General features: G+C 63.9%; 25 protein-coding genes. 11 read left to right on the forward strand and 14 right to left on the reverse strand.

Annotated features, from left to right (window positions below; genetic code table 11):
• Positions 1-26: 26 nt before the first annotated feature.
• Together PZL22_RS15805 and PZL22_RS15810 are read left to right on the forward strand one after the other, a co-directional pair.
• Positions 27-515, forward strand: a complete 489-nt coding sequence (locus PZL22_RS15805) for a MaoC family dehydratase (RefSeq protein WP_003533898.1) — start codon at positions 27-29, stop codon at positions 513-515.
• On the forward strand, positions 508-1,584 hold the full coding sequence (locus PZL22_RS15810; RefSeq protein ID WP_003533896.1) for a DUF2332 domain-containing protein: 1,077 nt from the start codon (positions 508-510) through the stop codon (positions 1,582-1,584). Before PZL22_RS15805 ends, PZL22_RS15810 begins: the two co-directional genes overlap by 8 nt.
• A gap of 16 nt (positions 1,585-1,600) precedes the next feature.
• Here PZL22_RS15810 and PZL22_RS15815 read toward each other — a convergent pair whose 3' ends face one another.
• From PZL22_RS15815 to PZL22_RS15835, 5 genes are all read right to left on the reverse strand, one after another.
• Entirely contained in the window at positions 1,601-2,725 is a 1,125-nt protein-coding gene (locus PZL22_RS15815) for a zinc-dependent alcohol dehydrogenase family protein (protein WP_003533894.1), read from the reverse strand.
• A gap of 246 nt (positions 2,726-2,971) precedes the next feature.
• On the reverse strand, positions 2,972-3,526 hold the full coding sequence (locus PZL22_RS15820) for a sarcosine oxidase subunit gamma (RefSeq protein ID WP_003533892.1): 555 nt from the start codon (positions 3,524-3,526) through the stop codon (positions 2,972-2,974).
• Positions 3,519-6,512 (reverse strand): sarcosine oxidase subunit alpha, encoded by a 2,994-nt coding sequence (locus PZL22_RS15825; protein WP_003533890.1) that lies wholly within the window; start codon positions 6,510-6,512, stop codon positions 3,519-3,521. Before PZL22_RS15825 ends, PZL22_RS15820 begins: the two co-directional genes overlap by 8 nt.
• A complete protein-coding gene (locus tag PZL22_RS15830; RefSeq protein WP_003533888.1) occupies positions 6,509-6,850 on the reverse strand; it encodes a sarcosine oxidase subunit delta in 342 nt (113 codons plus the stop codon). The genes PZL22_RS15825 and PZL22_RS15830 overlap by 4 nt, the downstream gene beginning before the upstream one ends.
• 114 nt (positions 6,851-6,964) lie before the next feature.
• Positions 6,965-8,218, reverse strand: a complete 1,254-nt coding sequence (locus tag PZL22_RS15835; protein WP_003533886.1) for a sarcosine oxidase subunit beta family protein — start codon at positions 8,216-8,218, stop codon at positions 6,965-6,967.
• Between the two features lie 305 nt (positions 8,219-8,523).
• Between PZL22_RS15835 and rpsU the strand changes: the two genes are divergently transcribed.
• From rpsU to PZL22_RS15855, 4 genes are all read left to right on the forward strand, one after another.
• Positions 8,524-8,736 carry a 30S ribosomal protein S21 gene (gene rpsU, locus PZL22_RS15840; protein WP_003533884.1) on the forward strand — a complete coding sequence of 71 codons (213 nt, stop codon included), beginning with the start codon at positions 8,524-8,526 and terminating at the stop codon, positions 8,734-8,736.
• Positions 8,737-8,887: 151 nt separating this feature from the next.
• Positions 8,888-9,811 (forward strand): tetratricopeptide repeat protein, encoded by a 924-nt coding sequence (locus PZL22_RS15845; protein ID WP_050543923.1) that lies wholly within the window; start codon positions 8,888-8,890, stop codon positions 9,809-9,811.
• 238 nt (positions 9,812-10,049) lie between these two features.
• On the forward strand, positions 10,050-10,523 hold the full coding sequence (locus PZL22_RS15850; RefSeq protein WP_003533879.1) for a DUF992 domain-containing protein: 474 nt from the start codon (positions 10,050-10,052) through the stop codon (positions 10,521-10,523).
• Between the two features lie 107 nt (positions 10,524-10,630).
• The gene (locus PZL22_RS15855) at positions 10,631-11,902 is read left to right on the forward strand and encodes an adenylate/guanylate cyclase domain-containing protein (RefSeq protein WP_003533877.1); all 1,272 of its coding nucleotides are present in this window, start codon (positions 10,631-10,633) and stop codon (positions 11,900-11,902) included.
• A gap of 206 nt (positions 11,903-12,108) precedes the next feature.
• On the opposite strand, the gene PZL22_RS15860 is transcribed toward PZL22_RS15855, so the two are convergent.
• The 5 genes from PZL22_RS15860 to PZL22_RS15880 form a co-directional block, all read right to left on the reverse strand.
• Positions 12,109-13,509 carry an NAD(P)(+) transhydrogenase (Re/Si-specific) subunit beta gene (locus PZL22_RS15860; RefSeq protein ID WP_003528935.1) on the reverse strand — a complete coding sequence of 467 codons (1,401 nt, stop codon included), beginning with the start codon at positions 13,507-13,509 and terminating at the stop codon, positions 12,109-12,111.
• A 9-nt stretch (positions 13,510-13,518) separates the two neighbouring features.
• Positions 13,519-13,929 carry an NAD(P) transhydrogenase subunit alpha part 2 gene (locus PZL22_RS15865; RefSeq protein WP_003528932.1) on the reverse strand — a complete coding sequence of 137 codons (411 nt, stop codon included), beginning with the start codon at positions 13,927-13,929 and terminating at the stop codon, positions 13,519-13,521.
• A gap of 1 nt (position 13,930) precedes the next feature.
• Positions 13,931-15,079: a Re/Si-specific NAD(P)(+) transhydrogenase subunit alpha gene (locus PZL22_RS15870; protein ID WP_003528930.1), complete on the reverse strand. Its 1,149-nt coding sequence runs from the start codon at positions 15,077-15,079 to the stop codon at positions 13,931-13,933.
• A gap of 318 nt (positions 15,080-15,397) precedes the next feature.
• Entirely contained in the window at positions 15,398-15,622 is a 225-nt protein-coding gene (locus PZL22_RS15875) for an aa3-type cytochrome c oxidase subunit IV (RefSeq protein WP_003528928.1), read from the reverse strand.
• A 202-nt stretch (positions 15,623-15,824) separates the two neighbouring features.
• The gene (locus PZL22_RS15880) at positions 15,825-18,146 is read right to left on the reverse strand and encodes a putative bifunctional diguanylate cyclase/phosphodiesterase (RefSeq protein WP_003528926.1); all 2,322 of its coding nucleotides are present in this window, start codon (positions 18,144-18,146) and stop codon (positions 15,825-15,827) included.
• Positions 18,147-18,364: 218 nt separating this feature from the next.
• Between PZL22_RS15880 and PZL22_RS15885 the strand changes: the two genes are divergently transcribed.
• Positions 18,365-19,120, forward strand: a complete 756-nt coding sequence (locus PZL22_RS15885; RefSeq protein ID WP_003528923.1) for a gamma-glutamyl-gamma-aminobutyrate hydrolase family protein — start codon at positions 18,365-18,367, stop codon at positions 19,118-19,120.
• Here PZL22_RS15885 and PZL22_RS15890 read toward each other — a convergent pair.
• The 3 genes from PZL22_RS15890 to PZL22_RS15900 form a co-directional block, all read right to left on the reverse strand.
• Positions 19,117-20,085 (reverse strand): 2-hydroxyacid dehydrogenase, encoded by a 969-nt coding sequence (locus tag PZL22_RS15890; protein WP_003528921.1) that lies wholly within the window; start codon positions 20,083-20,085, stop codon positions 19,117-19,119. The two genes, PZL22_RS15885 and PZL22_RS15890, sit on opposite strands and share 4 nt — an antisense overlap.
• A gap of 73 nt (positions 20,086-20,158) precedes the next feature.
• On the reverse strand, positions 20,159-21,181 hold the full coding sequence (locus PZL22_RS15895) for a LacI family DNA-binding transcriptional regulator (protein ID WP_003528919.1): 1,023 nt from the start codon (positions 21,179-21,181) through the stop codon (positions 20,159-20,161).
• 108 nt (positions 21,182-21,289) lie between these two features.
• Entirely contained in the window at positions 21,290-21,793 is a 504-nt protein-coding gene (locus PZL22_RS15900; RefSeq protein WP_284718506.1) for a MarR family winged helix-turn-helix transcriptional regulator, read from the reverse strand.
• A 113-nt stretch (positions 21,794-21,906) separates the two neighbouring features.
• Between PZL22_RS15900 and PZL22_RS15905 the strand changes: the two genes are divergently transcribed.
• The 3 genes from PZL22_RS15905 (at position 21,907) to PZL22_RS15915 (ending at position 24,974) form a co-directional block, all read left to right on the forward strand.
• Positions 21,907-22,698, forward strand: a complete 792-nt coding sequence (locus PZL22_RS15905) for a creatininase family protein (protein ID WP_003528916.1) — start codon at positions 21,907-21,909, stop codon at positions 22,696-22,698.
• Between the two features lie 115 nt (positions 22,699-22,813).
• Complete coding sequence (locus PZL22_RS15910; protein ID WP_017276041.1) at positions 22,814-23,920, forward strand: CobW family GTP-binding protein; 1,107 nt, start codon at positions 22,814-22,816, stop codon at positions 23,918-23,920.
• A gap of 64 nt (positions 23,921-23,984) precedes the next feature.
• Positions 23,985-24,974 carry a WD40 repeat domain-containing protein gene (locus tag PZL22_RS15915; RefSeq protein WP_003528911.1) on the forward strand — a complete coding sequence of 330 codons (990 nt, stop codon included), beginning with the start codon at positions 23,985-23,987 and terminating at the stop codon, positions 24,972-24,974.
• 78 nt (positions 24,975-25,052) lie between these two features.
• Here the strand turns inward: PZL22_RS15915 and PZL22_RS15920 are convergent, their stop codons facing one another.
• Positions 25,053-25,499, reverse strand: a complete 447-nt coding sequence (locus PZL22_RS15920) for a glyoxalase superfamily protein (RefSeq protein WP_003528909.1) — start codon at positions 25,497-25,499, stop codon at positions 25,053-25,055.
• 277 nt (positions 25,500-25,776) lie between these two features.
• On the opposite strand from PZL22_RS15920, the gene PZL22_RS15925 reads away from it, so the two are divergent.
• Positions 25,777-26,412 (forward strand): LysE family translocator, encoded by a 636-nt coding sequence (locus PZL22_RS15925; RefSeq protein WP_003528907.1) that lies wholly within the window; start codon positions 25,777-25,779, stop codon positions 26,410-26,412.
• Positions 26,413-26,437 lie beyond the last annotated feature (25 nt).

Raw genomic sequence — 26,437 nt, forward strand, 5'->3', positions numbered from 1 at the left:
GGGGAGGCCCATTTCAGGAAAATCATATGCCGCAGGATATTTCACTTTCCGATATCAAGGATCTGATCGGCAAGGAGCTCGGCGTCTCCGACTGGATCACCGTGACGCAGCAGACGATCGACCGTTTTGCCGAGGCGACGAGTGACTTCCAGTTCATCCATACCGACCCGGTGCGCGCCGCGGCGGAGACGCCTTTCGGCGGCACCATTGCGCATGGTTTCCTCTCGCTGTCGCTGCTTTCGGCGATGAACTACAATTGCCTGCCCAAGATCCGCGAGCAGACGATGGGCATCAATTACGGCTTCGAGAAGGTGCGCTTCGTGGCGCCGGTCAAGAGCGGCGCGCGCGTGCGCGGCCGCTTCACCATGGCAGATGCACGCTTCCGCGGGGCCGGAATGCTGATGATCACCTATGACGTCACGGTCGAAATCGAGGGCGAAAGAAAACCGGCCTTGACCGCCACCTGGCAGACGATCATCCAGTTCGACCCGAAGGACCGTCCGGCCGATGTCTGAACCGGTGGCGGGCGAGACGTGCGTACGCAACGCCTTCCGCGGTCAGGCGAAGTCCTGCGACGAACTGGGTTCGCCTTTTACCGCCCGGCTCTGCCGTCTGGTGGCCGACCGGCTGGATGCGAGCTCGGCGGTCGGGGAGCGGATTCTCGGCTGGCGCGGCGATCCGACCTCCAAGGGCGATTCTGTCGCCCTTCGCCTTGCCGGTGCCCTGCATGCCTTGGTTCTCTCGGGCCGCAGCGAAAGCCTCGGAGCAAGTTACCCGCCGAACTCCGCCGATGACGAAACCCTCTGGCGGGCGATCGATCAGGCCATCCGACAGGAACCCGGCTTCCTTCTCGACCGGCTCACCTCAGCGCCGCAGACGAACGAAGTGCGGCGCTCCGGCGCCCTGCTTCCCGGATTCCTTACGGTAGCGCAGCTTTTCGGGAAGCCGCTTGTCATCTCGGAGATCGGCGCCAGCGCCGGTTTGAACCTGCACTGGGACCGTTATCGTTACGATCTGGCAAGTGGCCGCTGGGGCGATGAAGCCGCTGCTGTGGTCATTGCCCCTGAATGGTCTGGCGGACCTCCTCCCCTCCGGCCCGTCGAAATCATCGACCGAGCCGGCTGCGACCTCCATCCGCTCAATGCGGCGGACGGCGACGATCGGCTGCGGCTTCTCTCCTACATCTGGGCAGACCAGCAGGATCGGATCGATCGCACCAGGCAAGCGCTGAAAATTGCCGCATCACGGAGCAATCCGGTTGAACGGGCGGATGCCATCGACTGGCTGAAAACGCGGCTGGCGCGCATCTATCCGGGCGCTGCCCACGTCGTCTACCATTCGATTGCCTGGCAGTATCTGCCGGAAGCCGCCCGGAAAGAAGGAGACGCCTTGATTGCTGCCGCCGGCGCGGCGGCGACGCAGGAGGCGCCGATCGCCCGGCTGCAAATGGAGGCGGACGGACAGACACCTGGAGCAGCCCTATCGCTTCAGATATGGCCTGCCGGCGAGACGCATGCCGTCGGCCGTGCGGATTTCCACGGCCGATGGGTCGATTGGAAAGGATGGCCGGAAAGCCGCAGTTGATCGCTCATGTGAGCCGTCAGAAGGTGATCACGTGGCGGATCACGCGGCCCTGATCGAGAAGGTCGAAGGCCTCGTTGATTTCTTCCAGCGGCCCGGTGCTCGACAGCAGCCGGTCGACCGGGAGCCTGCCGCGCTCGTAGAGGGCGATGAAGCGCGGTATGTCCCGAGCCGGAACGCAGCTTCCCATGTAACTGCCGCGCACGCTGCGCTCTTCGGCCACGAGGCTCACCGCGGGGATGGAGATCTGGCTCGAAGGATGGGCAAGGCCCGCGGAAACCGTGAGCCCGCCTCGCCGCGTGATGCGATACGCAAGTTCGAAGGCTCTGACGGAGCCCGCCGCTTCGATCGCGTGATCGACGCCGCCCCGGGTCGCCTGGCGGATATTCTCGGCCGCATCCGGATCGGCTGCGAGGAAGGTGTCGGTCGCACCGAGCGAGCGGGCGAGCTTCAGCTTGTCCTCCGCGAGATCGATGGCGACGATACGTTCGGCGCCGGCGGCGACGGCCCCGAGAAGGGCTGCCAGCCCGACCCCGCCCAACCCGATCACGGCAACGGATTCGCCCGGCCGCACCCGGCACGTATTGACGACCGCACCGACGCCGGTCAGCACCGCACAGCCGAACAGAGCCGCCTCCACCATCGGCAGATCCGCCTCGATCTTGACCGCGGAGTGGCGGGAAACCACCGCATAATCGGCGAATCCGGAGACGCCGAGATGGTGATTGACGGTGACCTCCCCGCAAGAGAGCCGGCGCTCGCCGGAAAGCAGCGTGCCCTTGCCGTTCGCTTCCGCTCCAGGAACGCACAGTGCCGGCCGGCCTTCAGCGCAGGGAAGGCAATGGCCGCAGCTCGGCATGAAGCTCATCACCACCCGGTCTCCCGGGGAGATGTCGCGCACGCCGCTCCCGACCGCCTCCACCGTTCCGGCGGCTTCGTGACCGAGCGCCATCGGCACCGGCCGCGGCCGGTCGCCGTTTATGACCGACAGGTCCGAGTGGCAAAGCCCGGCCGCACCGATCTTGACGAGCAACTCGTCCGGTCCCGGCGGGGCGAGATCGATCGTTTCGATCGAGAGCGGTCTCGTATGGGCATAGGGTCTCTCGACCGGTGACTTCCTCAGCACCGCCGCACGCGTCTTCAAGCTCGCTCCTCCCGTTTCCGAATCCCGGTTCGACCGGCAGAACTTAGCCATCCGTTCGTGAGGATGGAATGCCCTTCATCCGGCTGCCGGCACCTTCTTCCCGTTTTACGGGGAGAAGGGAGATGCGGCACCGCCTCGTCCCCTTACTACGGTGAGAAAGGAATTGGAGGTTGCGACGAGTCCCCTTCGCCCCGCTTGCGGGGAGAAGGTGCCCGGCAGGCCGGATGAGGGGCCGGAATTTGCCCGTCAGTGCCCCGCGTCTTCCGCGCCTTCGGCCAGCAGCCCGAACACGAAGGGCGAGAACGACCGCCAGCACTCGACACGGAACGTATCCTCGGCGGTTCGGAAGAGAACGATTTCCGCCTTGCCGAAGATCGTGCGCGAGCAGGCTCCGATGGGGAAAATGGAGAGCGAAAGGTCCTGCGGGCAGCCGCTGTTGATTGCCGCTTCCGCGCCCGGCCCGCTGACGATGACGGCCGTGTTCCGGTGCGAAACGTCGACGGCCGCGTGCACCGTCCCGCTCGAGGCCGCCGCCGCCATCAGGTCGGCGCCGTCCTCGTCGATCACCAGCCACTCATCGGGACCGAGCCAGAGAACATGACGCCGGCCGGTCGAGGCGGACGTCTTGGGCCGCACGGGAATGGTCACGCCGAGCGCCGCCGAGAGTGCGGGAACCGCGTCGGCCCCGGCGCGCAGCGATACGCGCGAGGCCGGCTCCGCCGGCGTCGGGATTGCCGCCGGCGAGCCGCCACGGCGGCCGGCAAGCGGGGCTTTGCGGGTAGCGATTGCCTGGTCAGCCATGGAGGCGACCTCCTTCCTTGTCAAAGAACACCATGTCGCTCACCTCGACGGCGATCGTCCGGTCGGCCATCGGCACGTAGAGCGTCTGGCCGAGGCGCGCGCGGCCGCCGGCGACGACCGCGAGCGCGATCGAGCGGCCGCAGTTCGGCGACCAGTAGGACGAGGTCACATGACCGAGCATGGTCATCGGCTTCGGTTCGTTCGGATCGGCAACGATCTGCGCCCCTTCCTCCAGCACCACCTGCGGGTCCTTCGTGAGGAGGCCGACGAGCTGCTTGCGGCCTTCCTTGACGAGGTCGGGGCGCTTCATGCCGCGAATGCCGACGAAGTCCTGCTTCTTCTTCGATACCGCCCAGGAGAGGCCGGCATCGTCCGGCGTGAGGGTTCCGTCCGTGTCCTGGCCGACGATGATGTAGCCTTTTTCGGCGCGCAGCACGTGCATGGTCTCGGTGCCGTAGGCGCAGGCCCCCAACGGCTCGGCCCGTGCCCAGATCGCCTCCCACACGGCCTGGCCGTAATCGGCCGGTACGTTGACCTCGAAGCCGAGCTCGCCGGTGAACGACATGCGGAAGAGCCTGGTCGGCACACCGCAAATGCGGCCTTCGGCAACGCTCATATGGGGGAAGGCTTCGTTCGAGAGATCGATGCCCTCGACGAGCGGCGCGATGATCTCGCGCGCCTTCGGACCCTGCACGGCGATGACCGCCCATTGCTCGGTCGTCGAGGTCAGCCACACGTTCAGATGCGGGAACTCCGTCTGGAGATAGTCCTCCATGTGGTGGAGGACGCGCGGCGCGCCGCCGGTCGTCGTCGTCACATGGAAGCGATCTTCCGCAAGCCGGCCGACGACACCGTCGTCGTAGACGAAGCCGTCGTCGCGCAGCATGATGCCGTAGCGGCAGCGGCCGGGCTTCAGATTGTCCCAGGCGTTGGTGTACATGAGGTTCAGGAACTCGGCGGCATCCGGGCCGACCACCTCGATCTTGCCGAGGGTCGATGCGTCGAAGACGCCGGCCGCTTCGCGAACGGTCTTGCACTCGCGCGCAACCGCCTCATGCATATTCTCGCCCGCCTTCGGATAGAACCAGGCGCGCTTCCAGTTGCCGACATCCTCGAACTCGGCGCCCTGCGCCTCCTCCCAGGCATGGATGGGCGTCTTGCGGGCCGGATCGAAGAGGCTTCCGCGCGAGTGGCTGACGATCGTCCCGAAGGTCACCGGCGTATAGGGCTGGCGGAAGGTCGTGAGCCCCACCTGGGGGATTTCCTTGCCGAGCGCTTCCGCCGCGATCGCGAGACCGTGCATGTTGGAAAGCTTGCCCTGGTCGGAAGCCATGCCGTTGGTGGTGAAGCGCTTGATATGCTCGATCGAATGCATTCCTTCGCGCACCGCGAGACGGATGTCCTTGGCGCAGACGTCGTGCTGGAAGTCGATGAAGGCCTTGACCGTCTTATCCGCACCCGCGCCTTCCGCCGCGCCGATCATGCCGCCCGTCCATTCGAAGGCGTTGCGGCCGGAGAGCGCGACCTGCGCGCCGCCTTCCGCACCCGCGGCACGGGCCGCCAGTTCACCGGCGGCAAGCGCCTCGTCGATCGTCGCCTGCAGGTCGTCCGTGCCGTTGCAGGCGCCGACGGACAGGCATTCCTGTGCATAGGTTCCCGGCAGGAACCGCTCCGTCGCCGCATCGAAGGTCACTTTGCCACGCGACTGGGAGAAGAGATGCACCGAGGGGGTCCAACCGGCCGAGACGAGCAGTGCGTCGACCGCGATCTTGCGGGATGCTCCGCCGCCGTTGCGAGCGACACTCATGGATGCGATCCTGAGCTTGCCGGCGGTATCGACGACCGAGTGGCCGCTCAGCACCTCGATGCCGAGGCTGCGGGCTTCCGCGAGCACCATGTCGCCCGGCTTGTCGCGGCAGTCGACGATCACGGGAACGTCGACGCCGGCCTTCCTCAGGTCGAAGGCCGCCTCATAGGCGGAATCATGGGCCGTATAGATGCCCACCTTCTTGCCGACTGCGACGCCGAAATGGTTGAGATAGGTGCGGCCGGCCGAGGCCAGCATGATTCCAGGGCGGTCGTTGTTGGCGAAGACCATGTGGCGCTCGATCGCGCCATTGGCGAGAATGACCTTCTTCGCGCGCACCTGCCACAGACGCTCGCGCGGAAGCCCCTTATCGGGAGCCGGGAGGTGGTCCGTCACTCGCTCGACGAGGCCGACGAAATTGTGGTTGTAGTAACCGAAGGCCGTCGTGCGGGTCAGCAGCGTGACATTGTCCATCGCCGCAAGCGCCCTGCCCGTCGCCAGCGCCCAGTCATAGCCTGGCTTGCCGTCGATCATGGTGCCGCTGTCGTAATGCAGGGCGCCGCCGACAGCCGGCTGCTCGTCGCACAGGATCACCTTCGCACCGGCATTCGCGGCCGCGAGTGCGGCCGCAAGTCCGGCAGCGCCGGCGCCGACCACCAGCACGTCGCAATGGACGTAGCGGCTTGAATAATGATCCGGATCGGGCTCCGTGGGCGCGACGCCGAGACCGGCTGCGCGGCGGATGAAAGGCTCGTAGAGCTTGTGCCAGGCGGCCTTCGGCCACATGAAGGTCTTGTAGTAGAAGCCCGCGGCGAAGAAGGGCGACAGGAGATCGTTGAAGCCGCCGACGTCGAAGGCGAGCGACGGCCAACGGTTCTGCGACAACACCTTCATGCCGTCGAAGACTTCCTGCACGGTGGCGCGGACGTTCGGCTGCCGGCGCGCGGCATCGCGCGAAACGTCGAGCAGCGCATTCGGCTCTTCGGCGCCTGCCGAAAGAATGCCGCGCGGGCGGTGATATTTGAACGAGCGGCCGACGAGATGGATGTCGTTGGCGATGAGCGCCGAGGCGATCGTGTCGCCCTCGAGCGCCGTCAGCGTCCGGCCGTCGAAGGTGAAGCGGGCGGTGCGCGCCGGCGTCAGGCGCCCGGCGCCCGAAATTCGGTTGACCCCGGTCATTCTGCCACTCCTTCCAGCGCCTCGTAGGTCTCGACCGTTTCGCTCGTCTTCGGCTCGGCGTTAAGATCGGGCTTCGGCTCACCGGCCTTGTAGGTCACGTGGAAGCGGTCGCTCACGGTATCGCGGGCCGCATTGAAGAAGCGGCCGCAGCCGTGGATATGCCGCCACCTTTCATAGATAAGCCCTTTCGGATTCTGACGGAGGAAGAAGTATTCCTCGAACTCCTCGTCGCTGATCTCGGCGATGTTGGCCGGTCTGACGATATGGGCATCGCCGGCATTGCGGAATTCGAGCTCCGAGCGCTCTTCCTCGCAATAGGGGCAGTAAATCAGAAGCATCTGGAATGTCCTCGATCAGAGCGCCGCACCTTTCTTGGAAGGCGCAAGGCCGCTCTACGTTCTTTTCTCTGAAGCGTAATCATCGATCTTCGCTTCGCTCCGTCGGATCATGCTTTAGTGCGCAACGGCGGCCGCGGCTGCCTCGTCGATGAGCCGCCCGGTGCGGAAGCGCTCGAGCGTGAGCCCCGCGGCAAGCCGGTGCGGCTCGCCGCGCGCGACGAGATGGGCAAAGAGATTGGCCGAACCCGGCGTCGCCTTGAAGCCGCCCGTTCCCCAGCCGGCATTGAGGTAGAGCCCGGGCACCGGCGTCACGCCCTGGATCGGCGAACGATCCTGAGTGACGTCGACGATGCCGCCCCATTGCCGCATCATCTTGACGCGGCGGAACATCGGGAAAAGCTCGCAGATCGCATCCAGCGTATGCGTGATGATCTGCAGGCCGCCGGTCTGCGAGTAGGAATTGTACTGGTCTGTGCCGGCGCCGATGACGAACTCGCCCTTGTCCGACTGCGAGATATAGGCATGCACGGAGTTCGACATGACAACGCAGGGGAAGATCGGCTTCAAGGGTTCGGAGACGAGCGCCTGCAGCGGCTGGCTCTGCAGCGGCACGCGCACATCCGCCATCTGCATCAGGACCGACGAGTGGCCCGCAGCAGAGATGCCGACCTTCTTCGCGCCGATGAAGCCGCGATTGGTATCGACGCCGGTCACGCGGCCGGTTTCGTCGCGGCGGATGCCGGTCACTTCGCAATTCTGGATGATGTGGACGCCGCGATCCGAAGCCGCGCGAGCATAGCCCCAGGCGACCGCATCATGGCGCGCAGTGCCGCCGCGGCGCTGCAGTGCCGCGCCGTTGATCGGGTAGCGGGCAGTCTTCGATATGTCGAGCGGCGGGCAGTAGGCCTTGGCCTGTTCCGGCGTCAGCCATTCATTGTCGATGCCGTAGAGCCGGTTGGCATTGATGTGACGCTTGAAGGACTGCTGGTCATGGATGTTGTGCGACAGCATCATCACGCCGCGCGGCGAATACATGACGTTGTAGTTCAGGTCCTGCGACAGGTTTTCCCAGAGCTTCAGCGAATGCTCGTAGATGTCCATGCTCTCTTCATAGAGATAGTTGGACCGGATGATCGTCGTGTTGCGGCCGGTGTTGCCGCCGCCGATCCAGCCCTTCTCGAGCACGGCGACATTGGTGATGCCGTGCTCTTTGGCGAGATAATAGGCAGCGCCGAGGCCATGGCCGCCACCGCCTATGATGATTGCGTCATATTGCTTGCGCGGCTCCGGCGAAGCCCAGTGCGGGCCCCACCCCTTGTGGCCGCGCAGCGCCTCGCGCGCCACGGCAAAAACAGAATATTTGCGCATCCGCCTGCTACTCCATGAACCCGGTAACGTTCGTTGGCGTTAGAAATCGCAAATCCGAGGACCACGCAACGTTTCTTTTGCGACGCGATCCGGCGGACTTGCGCGGTCTTGCGACATCGACGGCCGCCGCCGCAGAGCCATCGGCGCTTTTTCCCCACGCGCTTTCTCTCGCCGCTGGACTTTCGGCACGCGATCTGTTATCCGCTCTTCTAATCGTAGGGTTCTCGCCCAGCGAACGCAAATTTATTGCCTCTCCAAACCTGATGGTGAGGCTTACCAACTCGAAGCAAAGGAACGGGATTCACGTGCAGGTACTTGTCCGCGATAACAATGTCGATCAGGCGCTCCGCGCTCTTAAGAAAAAGATGCAGCGCGAAGGCATTTTCCGCGAAATGAAGATGCGTGACTTCTACGAAAAGCCGTCCCAGAAGCGTGCGCGCGAAAAGGCAGAAGCCGTCCGCCGCGTTCGCAAGCTGGCCCGCAAGCGGGCGCAGCGCGAAGGCATCGTGGCCCGCTGATCGTCTTTTTTTCGACGCTTTCCAATGCAAGTGGCGGAGGCGAGGGATCGCCGCCGCCATTTTGGTATGGACACCCAGTCCGTCGACAGTCTAGCGTGACAGCTGGCGACGGTCAGCCGCCGCACTCGCGTGCTCCGTAAACGGAAAGCCGATGGCTTTCGGGCCTTGTCGCATTGAGGGATCGACTTTGACACTTGCTGCCATGACTGCGGACGTCTCCGGCCTCACCACCGAGGAGGCGAACCGCCGCCACCAGCGCAAGCCGAAGCTTGCCGCCTTTCTCGTGCTCGGCTCGGCCCTGCTCATCGCAGGATGCCAGACCGACAAGCCCGAATCGATGTTCCGCGTCGAACGGGCACAGGGCTCGGAAGAAAACATCGCCTCGCTCTCGAGCGTCATTGCCTCCAATCCGAGCGACCCCGAGGGCTACAATGTGCGCGGCTCGGCCTACGGGCGCGCCGGCGAATTCCGCCGGGCGGTCGCCGATTTCGACCAGGCGATCCAGCTCAACCCGCGCTTCTATCAGGCCTATGCCAATCGGGCGCTGGTTCAGCGCAACCTGGGCAACCAGCAGGCCGCTCTTGCGGATTACAATGCGGCACTGCAGATCAATCCGAATTACGATGTCGCCTATATCGGCCGCGGCAATCTCTACCGTCAGGCGAACCAGCTCGACGCCGCCTTCAACGACTTCAACAAGGCGATCGAACTCGATACGGCAGACCCCCGCGCCTACCACAATCGTGGCCTGATCTATCAGGCGCGCAATCAGCACGCGCAGGCTATCGAAGATTTCTCCAAGGCAATCTCGCTCTCGCCGAGCTCACCCGAACCCTATAACGGCCGCGGCATCTCCTATGTGGCGCAGGGCGACGACGACAACGCCTTCTCCGACTTCAACACTGCCATCAACCTGAATGGCAAGCTGGCCGAGTCCTGGGCGAACCAGGCGCTGATCTACGAGCGCCGCGGCGACAAGGCCAAGGCGGCGAAGTCCTATTCGCATGCCTTGTCGCTCGATCCCAAATACGAGCCGGCGCGTGCCGGCCTTGCCCGCGCCAAGGCGATGTCCTGAAACTTCGCAGTCCTCCGTCGGACATCATACGCCCGCGGCCTTGTCGCGGGCGTCGTCGTTTCATCTGCGCCGATCAGGGTTGCGGAACCATCCTGAATTCAATCCGTTTGACCATGGCCTAGAGCACTTCCAGGAGAAGCGTAACGGTTTTCCGTCCGGAAGCGCGCAGTTTCAAAGGGGTTCGAGCGTTTCACAGTTTGAATGAGCAGTGAAACGCTCCAGCACGGAGATCCGAGCCATGATTCGACAGACCCTCATTACCGCAATCGCCTTTGCGGCGCTCTCCGGAGCTGCCGCCGCCCAGAATTACGTCACGCTCGGGCGTCTCACATGCGGCTCGGAAGGCGGCACCGGGCTTATCGTCACCTCGACCAAGAACCTGATGTGCACCTTCTCGCCGGCGGATGGCTCGCCTGGAGGGGTCTATGCGGGCAAGATCACCAAGATCGGCCTGGATATCGGCTCCACCGGCAAAACCGTCATGATCTGGGACGTGCTGGCGAAAACCGGCACTCCGCTGAACGAATTTGCGCTGGCTGGCGAATATGTCGGTGTCGGCGCCGATGCGAGCTTCGCAGTCGGTGGCGGAGCGAAGGTCATTGCCGGCGGCACGAACAGGGCCTTCATGCTGCAACCGGTCAATGTCCAGGTGCAGGAGGGCCTGAATGTCGCCCTCGGCGTGGATCACCTGGTCCTGGCGCCGGCCGGCTGATCGCTTCGCGAGCGATGAAGCCGGCTCCTCTCCCCTCCTCCCGTCCGCGGCACATTGCGTGATCCGTACGGCCCACCTTGCGCGCCGCTGCAAGGCGCGGCACTGTGATGGTGATGATCGTTGCCGGACGCGGTAACGCCGGCACGACGGGATGCAGGATGAAGGAACAGCTGATCCGCGACATCGTTCAGTGGATGTCGGAAGAGGGAATTCGAGGCCTGAAGGAGCAGGACCTTCTTGCCGGCTTCTGTGACCGGTGCCACGCCGCGGGCCTGCCCATAGATCGCGCGCTCGGCATCATCGACACGCTGCACCCGGAGTTCGAAGGGCGCGCCTTCCAGTGGAACAGCGAAAGCGACGAGGTTCCCGAGGTCGTGCAATACGGCTCGACCAGCGGCGGCGAGGCTCAGGCCAACTGGCAGCGCTCCGTCTTCTTCCACATGCTCAGGGACAATGAAACCGAACGCCGCACCCGCCTTGCCGGGGAGAAGGATATTCCCTTCACCGTGCTCGACACGCTCAAGGCAGAGGGCCACACCGACTGCGTCAGCATGATACATCACTTCACCGATCGCGGCCGCATAGGGCAGATGGACTGCCTGTACTCCTATTGGACCACAAAAAGGCAAGCCGGCTTCCGTGAGGAGGACATCGCGGCACTGAGAGTGCTGTTGCCCACCCTCGCGCTCGCCGTGAAGACAGCCTCGTGCATGCGCATCATCGGGACGCTTGCGGATGTCTATCTCGGACGGGATGCCGGCCGCCGCGTCGTCGAGGGCAGCATCGAAAGGGGCTCGGCCGAGCGGATCGAAGCGGTCATGTGGTTCTCCGATCTGCGCAACTACACGCGCATAGCCGACAGCGTCGCGCCGGAGGATGTCATCCCCTTTCTGAACGACTATTCCGGCATGGTGATCACCGCCGTCCACGATCATGGCGGCAGCGTATTGAAGCTTATCGGCGACGGAGTGCTTGCCATCTTCAACGGCCGCAAACCGGCCGAGGCCTGCGGCGCCGCCATCGCGGCCGAGCGTCAACTGCGGGTCATGCTTTCGGAGTTGAACGCGCGGCGGCTAGATGAAGGAAAGCCGACCACCGACGTCTATCTCGGGCTGCACATCGGCGAGGTCTTCTATGGCAATATCGGCAGCCAGGACCGGCTGGATTTCACCGTCGTCGGACCAGCGGTCAACGAGGTGAGCCGTATCTCCGCCATGTGCCGCTCAGTCGAGCGACATGTGATCATGTCCTCGGAATTCATCGCGGCCTGCCCGGTCGAGCATCGCGCGAATGCCGTTTCGCTCGGCCGGTTTGCGCTCCGCGGCATTGCCAAAGCGAAGGAACTCTTCACCTGGGATCCGGAGATCGCGGGCGGCTGAGCGGAGCCGAGATACGGTGACGATAGCCGGTTCACGGCACGAAAGCCCCTCACCCTAACCCTCTCCCGCAGGCGGGGAGAGGGGACGCCATTGGGTGTTTCGGTTCCCATCCGGGACGGGAATGCCCAGCGGGCGCGGCATATCCCTTCTCCCCGCCTGCGGGGAGAAGGTGGCGGCAGCCGGATGAGGGGCCGGCCTCGCTCCCCTCAGTGATTGATCGCCTTGACGATCTCTTCGGTCATCTTCTTGGCGTCGCCGAGCAGCATCATCGTGCCGTCCTTGTAGAACAGCGTGTTGTCGATGCCGGCATAGCCGGAGCCGAGCGAACGTTTGACGAAGAGGCAGGTCTTGGCCTTGTCGACGTCGAGGATCGGCATGCCGTAGATCGGCGAGGACTTGTCGTCGCGGGCCGCCGGATTGGTGACGTCGTTGGCGCCTATGACATAGGCGACGTCGGCCTGGGCGAATTCCGAATTGATGTCCTCCAGTTCGAACACCTCGTCATAGGGGACGTTCGCTTCGGCGAGCAGCACGTTCATATGACCGGGCATGCGGCCGGCGACCGGGTGGATCGCGTATTTCACCTCGACGCCGTTCTCCTTGAGCTTGTCGGCAAGCTCCCGGAGCGCGTGCTGTGCCTGGGCGACCGCCATGCCGTAGCCCGGCACGATGATCACTTTCGAGGCGTTCTGCATCAGGAAGGCGGCGTCGTCGGCCGAGCCCTGTTTCACCGTCCTCTGGACTCCGTCGTCGCCGCCGGCAGCCGCCGTCTCGCCGCCGAAGCCACCCAGGATCACCGAGATGAAGGACCGGTTCATGCCCTTGCACATGATGTAGGAGAGGATCGCACCCGACGAGCCGACGAGCGCCCCGGTTATGATGAGCGCCAGGTTGCCGAGCGTGAAGCCGATGCCGGCCGCCGCCCAGCCGGAATAGGAGTTCAGCATCGACACGACGACCGGCATGTCCGCGCCGCCGATCGGAACGATGATCAGCACGCCGAGCGCCAGCGACAGCGCGACGATCGCCCAGAAGTCGAAATGGCTTTCGCTGAGCGCCAGCCCGATGATGAAGAAGACGACGAGCGCGGCAAGCGCGAGATTGATCGCGTGGCGGTAGGGCAGAAGGATAGGCTTCCCGGACATGCGGCCGTCCAGCTTCAGGAAGGCGATGATCGAGCCCGTGAAGGTGATGGCGCCGATCGCCACGCCGAGCGCCATTTCGACCAGCGCCTGCGCGGGGATCGAGCCGACCTCGCCGATGCCGAAGGAGGACGGGGCATAGAGTGCGGCGGCCGCCACCAGAACGGCTGCGAGACCGACGAGCGAGTGAAAGCCTGCCACGAGCTGCGGCATCGCCGTCATCGGGATGCGCTTTGCGATATAGGCGCCGGCACCGCCGCCGACGGCCAGACCTGCGACGATCAGGAGAAACCCGCCGATCGACGGCTGTGCCAGAAACAGCGTCGTGACGATCGCGATGCCCATGCCGACCATGCCGTAGGTATTGCCCTTGCGGCTGGTGGTCGGATGCGACAGGCCGCGCAGCGCCATGATGAAGAGCACGCCCGAGACGAGATAGAGGAAGGCAGCGAAATTAGCGTTCATCGGCCCGCCTCACTTTTCTTTTTTCTTGTACATGGCGAGCATGCGCTGGGTGACCAGGAAGCCGCCGAAGATGTTCACCGAAGCAAGTACCAGTGCGACGAAGCCGAAGCCGGTGGCAAGCCCCGAGGCGGAGATCCCGACCGCGAGCAAGGCGCCGACGACGATCACCGACGAGATCGCATTGGTCACCGCCATCAGGGGCGTATGCAGCGCCGGCGTCACCGACCAGACGACGTAGTAGCCGACGAAGATGGCCAGCACGAAGATCGCGAGGCGGAAGACGAAGGGATCGATCGCGCCGCCGGTCGCGCCATGCGCCACCGCTCCGGCCGCATCGGGCACGTATTCGGCGGCGGTCTTCACCGCCTCGACCGCCCGCTCGAGATCGGTCAGTGCCTTGTCCAGAAGTTCGTTTGCCATCTTACTTCTCCCCCCTCATGGCACCGCCGAAGGCCGGGTGCACGACTGCCCCGCCATGGGTCAGCGCCGTGGCCTTGACGAGCTCGTCCTCCATGTTCAATGCCAGCGCCTTCGTCTCCTTCGAGACCATCGTCTCCAGGAAGGTCACGAGGTTCTTGGCGTAGAGCAGCGAGGCGGAAGCGGCGATGCGGCCCGCCACGTTCAGATGGCCGACGATCCTGACGCCCCCGACCTCCGTCACCTTGCCGGCTTCGGCCCCCTCGATATTGCCGCCGCGCTCGACCGCGAGGTCGACGACGACCGATCCGGGCTTCATGGAATCGAGCATTTCGCGGGTCACGAGCCGCGGCGCCGGGCGGCCGGGGATCAGCGCCGTGGTGATGACGATGTCCTGCTTGGCAATGTGCTCGGCGACGAGCGCCGCCTGCTTGGCCTGATACTCCCTGGACATTTCCTTGGCATAGCCGCCGGCGGTCTCGGCCGCCTTGAACTCCTCGTCCTCGACGGCGATGAACTTGGCGCCGAGAGAGGCTACCTGCTCCTTTGCGGCGGGGCGAACGTCCGTCGCCGAGACGACCGCGCCCAGGCGGCGGGCGGTAGCGATCGCCTGCAGGCCGGCAACGCCCGCGCCCATGACGAAGATCTTGGCCGCCGGCACGGTGCCGGCAGCGGTCATCATCATCGGCAGCGCGCGGTCATATTCGTAGGCGGCGTCGATCACCGCCTGATAACCGGCAAGGTTTGCCTGGCTGGAAAGCACGTCCATGGATTGGGCGCGGGTGATGCGCGGCATCAGCTCCATGGCGAAGGTTGTGAGGCCCGCGCCGGCCATGGCCGATATCGCTTCCTCGTTACCGTAAGGGTCCATGATGGCGATGACGACAGCGCCGGACCGGTAGCCGGAAATCTCCTGCGCACTCGGCCGACGGACCTTGAGGATCACGTCGGCGGTTTTCGCATCCGCCGCCGTACCGACACGCGCACCGGCCTTCTCGTATTCCTGATCGGGTATGCGTGAACCGAGGCCGGCACCCGCTTCGACAACCACGTCGAAGCCAAGCGACTTCAGTTTTTTCACGCTTTCGACGGAACCGGCAACGCGTCCCTCGTTCGGATCCGATTCCTTGGCGATAAAGACGATCTCGCTCACAAATCCCCCTCCCCGGTCCGCCCCGGCTGGCCGGGTTGCGGACGTTGTCCTCCAGGCGACAGCATTGCACGCCGCCTCTTCACTCACACGGTCCCCGAATCGAGCCGATTTCGGGAGAGAACCATGCGGCACCTCAATGCGCCACAGCGACCTTAGTGCACCCTGGGCGCATCGTCGTAGCGACAGAACTCCTCCTGCGGGGCGGAAACATCCGCCGCCGAGACGATACTCCCACGTGGTGCGGGAAAAACTCGATCGGCCCGCGACAAAGATGGGGACCCCCTCCCCATCTTCGGCGGGACGGATCAGCGACGCCGGTCAGCGAAGAAAGAAGTAACCGGCAACGTTGATGAGAATGAAAAGAACGAGCGAGCTGAAAAAGCCCATCGTCGTGAAGAAAGCAGCAGCCATCGCAATCAGCAGCGCGACGCAAAACAGAGTGCCGTATTTCGTGGCGCTGATGAAGAAATCATATGTCTTCTCATGCTCGGAATAGTCCATCGGAGCGCCCGTTTCGACCGGTCCCGAATGATGCTCTGCCATCGTCCAATTCTCCAAAATTCTGCGGCACCGCCGATGGCGGCCCTGTCTTATCCACCCATGACCGCTTGCCCGCGGGGCGCAATCGGTTCCTTTAGCTCCGCATACACAATGCGCCGCCCCTTCGCAACGAAAACCGCCCCGCGAGCCCTGCGGCATAATCGATAGTGCGGCCGGCGCAGGGGCGACATTGCGCCGAAAGGCGTCAGGCGGTCCGCTCCGCAACCGATTCCGGCATGCCATGCCCGCACAGGACGGCCACGGCAGAGGCGGGCATCGGGGCCGCGAAGACAAAGCCCTGGATCAGATCGGCGCAATTGTACTCGTTTATGAGCTGCAGCTGTTCGGCCGTCTCGACCCCCTCGACGACCGCCTTGAGCTCCAGGGCGCGGGCAAGATTGACCGTGCCGAGCAGGAGTTTGAAGCGCCGGGAATTCACATGGATGTCGCGCACGAAGGACCGGTCGACCTTGATGATGCTGACCGGAAGCGCATCGAGGTAGCTGAGGCTCGAATAACCGGTTCCGAAATCGTCTATCGCGATCGCCATGCCGCGCTCGCGCAGCTCCCGAAGCACGGCCTGGACCTTGACGGGCTCGTCCATCAGGCAGCTTTCGGTGACTTCGAGATGCAAGCGGGCGGGGTTGAGGCCGCTCTCTGCAAGTGCGTCCGCCACGATCGCGACGATCTCGTCCCCGTGAAGGTCGAGAACGGAGAGATTGACCGAAACCGCCACCTCGGCCGGCCAAGTCAGGCAATCGCGGCAGGCATGCCGCACAACGAAGCGCGTTATGTCCGTGACAAGCCCCATCTCTTCGGCAAGCGGGATGAAAACGTCGGGCGGGACTGGGCCGCGCTCCGGATGAGTCCAGCGCGCCAGCGCTTCGCAGCTTACGACACGCGATCCATCCGGCGTGAACATCGGCTGGTAGGCAAGGCTGAGATCGCCTCTCCCAATCGCATCGCGCAGGTCGCTCTTGAGCTTCTGGCGTTCGAGGTAGCGCGCTTCCATCTCGGCCTCGAAGGCGGTGCAGCCGCCGTTGTTTCGGGCCTTGGCCTCGGATAGCGCCAGATCGGCCTTGATCTGTAGTTCCTCTAACCGGAATTCGCTCTTCCTCACAATGACGAATCCGGCATTCATCGCCATGTTGAAGGTGAAACCGTCGGCCATATAGGTGCCGTGCAGCTTCGCATGGACGGCGCGAATCCGTTCCTCCAGACCGGAACGGCCCACCCTGTTATGAAAGAACACGACGAACTCGTCGCCCATCAGCCGGGCGGCGATCGCCTCACTGCCTGCGAGACCCTTGAGACGATCGGCAATGGCCTGAAGAAGCTTGTCGCCGACGACGTGGCCTCTCGTGTCATTGACGTGCTTGAATTCGGCGATGTCTACGAGCAGGAGGCCGATGTCGCGATCATGCGCCGTGCCGGCCGCAACCGCATTGTGGGTGAGCTCGGCGAAATAGTCCCGGCTCGGCAGACCGGTGAGCGTGTCGAAGCGCACCATCTGCAGAACCTGCCTTTCTGCCTGAACGCGCGCCGTCACGTCTTCGAAGATAAGAACGATTTCGCCGTTCTCGCGGCGGTTCGCCGAGAATTCGAGAAGAAGCTCCTCCGATACGGTGACGAGCGCGCGCGAACGCTTTCCCTCGATCAGCAGGTCCAGCTGCCGCGCTATGCTGTCGCTTCTTTCCGGGTCGAGCGCCAGCGCATCGCTCCCGCGCTCGAGGACATCACCGAGCAGCCAGCCTTTGAGTTGCGCCTTGTCGCCTAGGTGCAGAAGTTCGCAGGCACGCTCGTTCGCCACCACGATGCGATGCCGGTCGTCCAGCATGAAAAGACCGTGAGTCATGTTGTTGAGTGCCGCGTCGAACTGCCCCGCGATCGTCTTCGTTTCCAGTGCCGCAAGGACGTTCTCGTCCCGGGCTGCGAGGATTTTTTCGAAAAGATAGCCGCGCACATTATTCGCCATCATCCAGGTCGTCAGGATGAAGGGCACGATCAGAACCGCGAGGACGGCCATGAAGGGATCGCCCAGCGACAGGGCGCCGATCATCATCGGCAGGCAGGCCGAAGACGACAGAAGCAGTACCGCCCGCTCGGAACCGTAGTTGCGGCCCACCAGTGAGATCATCGAGGCAAGCGTCACCGACACGCATGCAACCTGGGAAAACACGTCCCGGGTGACCGCTATCGCATATCCGCAGGCGATGCCGCAGGTCAGCGTAACGGCGACGCCGCCGACGATGTAGCGGTTCTCCCACATTCTGATGGCCGCGTAGTCCGCCCCGGACAGATCCAGCTGGTCGAAGCGCATCATGTCGAGATTGCGCACGATCCACAGGACGACGATCGCGACGGTGCAGCCGAGATAGAGCGTGTCGGAGGTCTTCAGAAAGACGAGCAGGAAGGTCACGACATGCGATAGCATGCCGATCACCAACGTCCCTCGATTCTGGTAGAGCGAGCTTACGAACGACAGATAGATGTCTGCCGGAAGAGCGCCCCGTTCATTGCGGGTCATGAACCCAAGCTCCGGTTTGCCGGATTGTTAGGGTCGAGGACTTAACGAAAGATTGCCCGGCAGATATTGGCCCCTGTCGGTATCAGCGTTTCGGATATGTGTCCCCGTGCTATGCGCGACGTTACAGTCGCCGACTGGCGACGGTGTCCGTCTCCCCCAGTTGACTTTTTGAGGGTTCTGGCGGCAAGGCTTTTGCGGATCATAACCGGAGTCTGACGATGTCGAAACCTGTCGTTGCCATCCCCTGCGATTTCCGCGAATTCGACGGCAATGTCTGGCATGTTGCCGCCCACCAATATGTCCGCGCGGCGGTCGAGGGCGCCGGGCTGATGGTGTTTCTCGTTCCCGCTCTGGAGGCCGGGAACGATGTGGACGAGATTCTCGACCGCGTCGACGGCGTGCTCGCCAGCGGCGCCCGCTCCAACGTCCACCCTTCGCTCTATGGCAGGGAGGCGAGCGAAGCGGACGGGCCTTTCGACCCGGGCCGCGATGCGACCAGCCTGCCGCTGATCCGCCGCGCACTCGACCGCGGCGTCCCCCTGTTCGCGATCTGCCGCGGCATACAGGAGCTCAATGTCGCGCTTGGCGGCACGCTTGCGAGCGAGATCCAGGAGCAGCCCGGCATATGGGACCACCGCAAGCCGGAGGTTCCGGATCTCGATGTCGCCTATGGCATTCGCCAGGATGTGGTCGTGAAGGAAGGAAGCTGTCTGGCCCCGGTCCTCGGCACCGGCCGCGTAAGGGTCAATTCGCTGCATCGCCAGGCGATCGGTGCCGCCGCTCCGCGGCTTGCGGTCGAAGCCGTGGCCGACGACGGGACCATCGAGGCGGTCTCGGTCATCGGCGCCAAGGCCTTCGCCGTCGGCGTGCAGTGGCATCCCGAATACTGGGTCCGGACCGACGCCCCGTCGGCCGCCCTGTTCAAGGCCTTCGGCGATGCCGCGCGCGCCTATCGTGAGAGCAAGGCCAGTTAGTTTTGGATCGCTCTACGCCGGAACGGCGTCTCGACCACCGGTGTCAAAGCTTCACCGGTCGAGAACCATGCCTTCAGGTTGTCGACGACGAGATCGGACATGGCGTTGCGGGTGACGACAGAGGCCGACGCCACATGCGGCAGCAGAGAGACGTTCGGAAACGAAAGAAGCGCCTCGGGAACATTGGGCTCGTTCTCGAAGACGTCGAGGCCGGCGCCGGCAATGGTGCCGTTCTGAAGTGCGGTGACAAGCGCCGCCTCGTCCACCGTCGAGCCGCGACCCACATTGATCAGCACGCCCTTCGGGCCGAGCGCCGAAAGGACATCGGCATTGACCGCTTTCAGCGTGCTCGCTGTTCCGGGCACGATGACGATGAGCGTGTCGACGGCCTCGGCCATACCCACGAGGGTCGGATGATAGGTGAAGCCGAGGCCTTCGCGCGGCGTGCGCGTGTGGTAGGCGATCGAGACGCCGAAGGCTTCGAGCCGCCGTGCGATCGCGAGGCCGATCCGGCCGAGGCCGAACAGCCCGACCGTACGGCCGCGGAGCGAAAGCGGGGATAGCGGGAAGGCCCCCTCGCGCACCCACCGGCCTTGGCGCAGCCATTGCTCGGCCTGCGGCAGGAGGCGCAGCGTGTTGAGGAGGAGGCCGATGGCCGTGTCGGCGACTTCCTCGGTCAGGACATCAGGCGTATTGGTGACGACAATCCCTCGGGCTGCTGCACGCGAGACATCGACGCCGTCGTAGCCGACGCCGAAATTCGCAACGATCTCGAGGCTGGGGAATGCATCCATCAGCGGCACCGGCAGCTTGCCCGAAACGGCAATGCCGGAAACGTCGCGCATGTCGGCTGTCACGAGGGCCGCATCGGCGCGCTCGATGCGCACGGTCTCGAACATTTCCGGCAATCGTTCGAGGACCCTCGGGTTGATCTTGCCGGGCACGAGAATTCTAGGACGACTCATCGGGTTTCCTTTCCGGACATGACGGGAATGCGGACGAACACTCACGCATCCTGTTCAGACTCGGAGGGATCGATCAAGCCGTTACGCGCAGCGGACCGGTCGACTGGCGGATGCGCATTTCCGGCTTGATCAGATGGATGCCGTCGGGTTCGTGGCTGCCGGAAAGCTTGTCCAGGAGCGCGCGCGCAGCACTGCGCCCCACCTCCGCCTGGCCGTTCCAGACGGTCGTCAGCGCCGGCGTCGCGATCGACGCTTCCTCGAGATCGTCGTAGCCGGTGACGGAGATGTCGACGCCCGGCACGAGGCCTGCGCGGGCAATGCCGTTCATCATGCCGATGGCGACGAGATCGTTCCAGCAGACGACCGCGGTGGGCTTCTGCGGCAGCGAAAGGAGATGCACCGCGGCCTCGAAACCGCCCTGCTTGGAGCGTGGCCCCGGGATGCGCAGGTCCGGGTCGACCTCGATATTCGCCTTGCGCAGCGCGTTGACGTAGCCCTGGTAGCGGTCGCGGCCGGTCGAGGTCTGGTCCGTTCCCCCGACCATCGCGATGCAGCGATGGCCGAGCCCGATGAGATGATTGGTCGCGAGCGAAATGCCATAGGCGTCGTCGCCGCGGAAGATGGGGACGTCGAGCCCCTCGATCGAGCGGGCGATCAGGATCGCCGGCATGCCGTTGTCCTCGGCAAGCTGAATGTCCTGCGGCGGCGTGCCGATAGCGGGCGACATGATGACGCCGTCGCCACCGAGCTGCAGCAGCGTCTCGATGAAATCGCGCTGCTTCTCGACGGAATCGTAGTGATTGGACAGAATGAAGGTCTGCTTGTCGCGATCGAGCTCAGCCTCGATCGCCTTGAGGATCTCGCCGTAGAACGGGTTCATGATGTCGTGCACGACGACACCGATGATGCCCGAGCGCGACGTCCTGAGACTTGCGGCACGGCGGTTGTAGATGTAGCCGAGTGCGCGCGCCTGTTCCTTGATCTTGTCGCGTGTGACCGCCGCCACCAGCGGGCTGTCGCGCAATGCCAGGGATACCGTCGCCGTCGAAAGGCCGAGTGTTTCCGCGATTGTAGAAAGCTTGACCTTTTGCGCCACCATATCCCCCGTTGCAGTCGCTGCCGTCAGCCAGTTTAAATTCCTTTAAACTGTTTAAATTATCGCTGCAATCGGGAAGTTCAAGCCGCCCGGTTCTCAAACCCCGGCTCAATCCGCAGCTCTGGCGGTCTGCAGATTGCTGTCGACGGCGCGCAGGAGCTTCATAAGGGTGCGCACCTGCTTGTCGGTCAAACCGCGTGTTGCGAGCTTCTCGGAATGCTGGCCCGCTTCCGCGATGATCTGCAGACGATCACGGCCGAGCTCTGTCAGATAGACCTTGGTCAGCCGGGCATCGTCCCTGTCCGGCCGGCGTTCCAGGAAGCCCTGCGCTTCCATGCGGCCGATCGTGCGCGTCATCGTCGGTGCCTTGACCCCGAGCTTGCCCGCCAGCGCGCCGGCCGTGAGCCCATCGGTTTCGGCAAGGGCGAGCATGACGCCGTCCTGCCCGGCATAAAGGCCGCTTGCGACGAGATTGCGAGAGAGCACCGTGCGCATCGAGCGGGCCGCCTGGACGAGAACCGAAGCAAGATCGTGATCGTTCGCCTCGGCGACGATCTCGTCCTTCTTCTTGCCGTTCTTGCCCTTCCTTTCGGCTTTGCTCTTCTTGCCCATTGGACCTCCCGCCGAATCCCCTACACTACACTTATAGCAATAAGGCTTGAGTTTACGAACTGTATGACTCAAATAACGATTTTACGACAAACCACGCCGAGGGCCGAGTAGAAATGTCGTTGCCGAAGCCCCGATGGACCGACAATTCCGCCGCACTCGAACCCGTCGAGCGGCGGGACTGGATCGCGGTGCTCCCGCTCGGCGCACATGAACAGCACGGGCCGCATCTCCCCTTCGAAACGGACCGGCTGATCGCGGCGGGCATCGTCGAGCGCGTCATCGCCGCACTCCCCCAAGCACTGCCCGTGACCTTCCTGCCTGTCGAACCGGTCGGCTATTCGATCGAACACATGGATGTTTCCGGCACTCGCACGCTCGCCTATGACGAGGCGATCGAACGTTGGCTCGGCATCGCCGAGGGGCTCGCCGGACTCGGCATCCGCAAGTTCGTGATGCTGAACGCGCATGGCGGCAATTCGCCCCTGATGACCATCGTAGCGACGGAGGCGCGGATACGCTTCAGGATGCTGGCCGTGGCGACGAGCTGGACGCGCTTCGGACAGCCGGATGGCTGGATCAGCGCCAAGGACAAGGCGGTCGACATCCATGGCGGCGATATCGAGACCTCGGTCATGCTGGCGCTCCATCCGGACAAGGTGGACATGGCGAAGACCCGCGACTTCCCCTCGCGCCAGAGCGAGTTCGCGCGTTCCTTCAAGCATCTGCGCGCTTACGGCCCGCACGCTTTCGGCTGGAAGATGTCGGATCTGAACGCGGACGGCGTCGCCGGCAATGCCGCCGCCGCCACCGCCGAGCGCGGCGAAGCGCTGCTTGCGCATGCGGCAAAAGGCATCATCGAGCTGCTCGAGGATGTGAACGCCTTCGATGCCGGCGAGCTGGACTGATTTTTTCCCCCCGTCGATCGCGACACAGGTCTGTATTTGCGCATCGCCACCTCATCTCTTATATGAGAACCCAACCATCGATGCCCGCGGCGCATCGCCAACCCTCGAGGTTCCCATGACCGAAACATCCGCGCAGAAGCCGATCCCCGTCACCGTGCTCACGGGCTATCTCGGCTCCGGCAAGACTACGCTTCTGAACCGCATCCTCAGCGAGAATCATGGCCGCAAATATGCGGTCATCGTCAACGAGTTCGGCGAGATCGGCATCGATAACGACCTGATCGTCGAGTCCGACGAGGAAATCTACGAGATGAACAACGGCTGCGTCTGCTGCACCGTTCGAGGCGACCTGATCCGTGTCGTCGAAGGACTGATGCGCCGTCCCGGGCGCTTCGACGCGATCATCGTCGAGACCACCGGCCTTGCCGACCCGGTGCCGGTCGCGCAGACCTTCTTCATGGATGACGACGTTCGCGCCAAGACCGAACTGGACGCCGTCGTGGCGCTCGTCGACGCCAAGCACCTGCCGCTGCGTCTGAAGGACAGCCGCGAGGCCGAGGACCAGATCGCCTTCGCCGACGTGGTGCTCCTCAACAAGACCGACCTCGTGACGCCGGAGGAACTCGAGCGCGTCGAGGCGACCGTGCGCGTCATCAATCCGTCCGCCCGTATCTATCGCACGCAGCGCTCCGAGATCGACCTCGGAAAGGTGCTCGACCAGGGGGCCTTCAATCTCGACAGGGCGCTCGAAAACGATCCCCACTTCCTCGATCAGGAGGATCACGACCACGTTTGCGGTCCCGATTGCGACCACGATCACCACCATCATGATCACCACCATCATGATCATGATCATGATCATGATCACGACCACGACCACCATCACCATCACCATCACGACGGTCCCTCGCCGATCCATGACGTGACGGTGCAGTCGATTTCGCTGCGCGGGGGCGAAATGAATCCGGATCGTTTCTTCCCCTGGATCCAGAAGATCACCCAGACCGACGGTCCGAACATCCTGCGCCTCAAGGGCATCATCGCCTTTGCCGGCGATGCGGAGCGTTATGTCGTCCAGGGCGTTCACATGATCATCGAAGGCGATCACCAGCGCCCGTGGAAAGACGGCGAGAAGCGCGAAAGCAGGCTCGTCTTCATCGGCCGCGATCTCGACCGCGAGAAGATCGAGCGCACCTTCAAGGCGTGCGAAGTCCAGGCATGATCCCGGAAGATGGCGCCCGGCTTCGGGATAAGTTCATGATGAAAAAAGAAAGCCCGTCCAACTGATGCCGACCGTCGCTCCGCTCGATCTCGAAGGCCACGTCGTCGGCGTGGCTTTCCTCAAGGATGTTCCCTTCTTCGCCGGGGCCGCCGGCACGATCCACCGGCTCGATCACGGCCACAAGACGACCGAAGCACATGACGGGCTGCTGTCCTTCGTTGTCGACGAGGCGAACGACACGCTGCTGACCGGCGGCGAAGACGGCAAGGTAATGCGCATTTCGGCAGACGGCACGGCGAGCCTCGTTGCCGACACGGGTCGCAAATGGATCTCGCAAGTTGCGGCCGGACCGCAAGGTGCGGTCGCTTACGCCTACGGCAAGACGACGCATGTCCGCCTTTCCGACGGTACCACCAGGGAATTTCCCGAGCAGCGGACTGTCGAAGGCATCGCCTTCGCGCCCAAGGGCCTGAGGATCGCCGCCGCGCGATACAACGGCGTCTCGCTGCACTGGGTCGCCATGGCAGGCCAGCCGGTCGATCTCGAATGGAAGGGCGCCCACACCGGCGTCACCTTCTCTCCCGACGGACGCTTCGTTGTCACCGCAATGCAGGAAAATGCGCTGCATGGCTGGAAGCTCGATGCAAAGCCCGGCGCCGAGGCGCGGCACATGCGCATGACCGGCTATCCGGCAAAGGTGAAGTCACTCTCCTGGTCGGCGAAGGGCAAGTGGCTCGCCTCGTCCGGCGCGCCGGCTGCGATCGTCTGGCCGTTTCAGGGCAAGGACGGACCGATGGGCAAGGCGCCGCTCGAGCTCGGCACCCGCGCCAACATAATGGTGACGACAGTCGCCTGTCACCCGGCAGACGATATCGTCGCCATCGGCTATGAGGATGGCATGATCCTCGCCGCCCGCTTCGCGGACAGCAAGGAAGTGCTGTTGCGTCGCCCGGGCAATGGCGCGATCAGCGCCATGGCCTGGAACAAGAGCGGTCGCCAACTCGCCTTCGGATCGGCGGCGGGCGATTGCGGTGTGGTGGATATCGCCGGGTAGCAGGCGTGAATGCATGCAATCCGCCGCTGCGGCGAAAAGGCGGGGGCAAGCCGGATGAGGGCCAGCTCCGCCTGTTCCTCACCACTCCAGTTCAAGATGCGGCCGCCCATCCGAGGTCCTCTCGACCGTCCGCCCGCTTTCATCGATGGTGGCGGTGACCCGTTGTCGGAAAGCGGAGAAGCTCTCGAATGTGACGACGTCGACAGGCTCGTCGAACTTGAACGTCAGCCGATAACGTCGCGGTTTCGCGCTGATCGCCTGGGCCGAGAGGATTTCCGCTTCGAAAGCCTGGCCGAGATAACGGCCTTTGACCCGCGCCCCGAGCATCCATGGGTTGAAAGCAGGCCGGTTGCCGACGGCCGCGTGCAGCGTGTTCCAATCGCGATAGCCATACTGGGCGGCGACCAGCTCGAGCGACTTGGAGTGGGTGACTTCGTCACCCTCCGACGCAAGCCGGGATCTCAGGCGTCTGGCCTGGTCCTTCAGCGCATCGAGCGAGGGAAGGCTTCGTAATTCATGCGTCATGACAGGGTCTCCTGTTACGGCATGCATTTCTGGATGGGTGTCCGCATTGCCATCGGCAGCATGCCGCTCGGCGTGACCGTGTCGAAAAGAGAGACTTCACCGAAGCTTGACGCTCGCGGACGGCAGGGGCCCTCGCCCGGCGCCTGAATAGGGGAAACCATGCAGGCTGTCAAACGCGCGGGCCGCCGGCGATGGCCACTTGCACGCACGCGACAGCTATGGGACGACTTGGCGTCGCCAAGAGCGGGATGAGGAAAAGTGATCTAGGGAGGTCATCATGAGCGAAGTCACCATTCTCGCATTCGCGCTTGTCGCTTTCATCGGCATCGCAACGCCTGGACCAACCGTGCTTCTCGCGCTCACCAATGGTTCGCGTTTTGGCGTGAAACGGGCAACGGCAGGAATGATCGGCGCGATGCTCTCGGATTTCGCGCTGATCGGCGCGGTCGCACTCGGGCTCGGTGCACTGCTTGCAGCGTCGGAGTTCTGGTTCTCCGTGGTCAAATGGCTGGGCGCCGCCTATCTCGCCTATCTCGGCGTCATGCTGCTGCGATCGCGCGGAACGCTGGAACTCCCGTCGCAAGCCCCGCAGGGAGCGGATTCCGGCGCAACGCGCTCCATCTTCACCAAGAGCTTCCTCGTCGCCGTCACCAATCCCAAGGGCTATCTGTTCTTTTCGGCCTTTCTGCCGCAATTCATCGATCCCGCCCTCCCGCAGGCGCCGCAATACGCCATGCTGGCCATCGTCTTCGCGTCGATCGATTTCGTGGTGATGTTCGGTTACGCCCTGCTCGGGTCGCAGGCGGTACGCTTCATGAGGCGCTCCGGCGCGATCTGGCTCGACCGCATCTGCGGCGGCGCATTGCTGGCGCTCGCCGGATCTCTGGCGCTCTATCGGCGCGCTGCGAATTAGAGCACTTCGGAAAAGTGCGTAAACA

This window comes from Ensifer meliloti (assembly GCF_030064585.1).
GTDB lineage: Bacteria > Pseudomonadota > Alphaproteobacteria > Rhizobiales > Rhizobiaceae > Sinorhizobium > Sinorhizobium meliloti.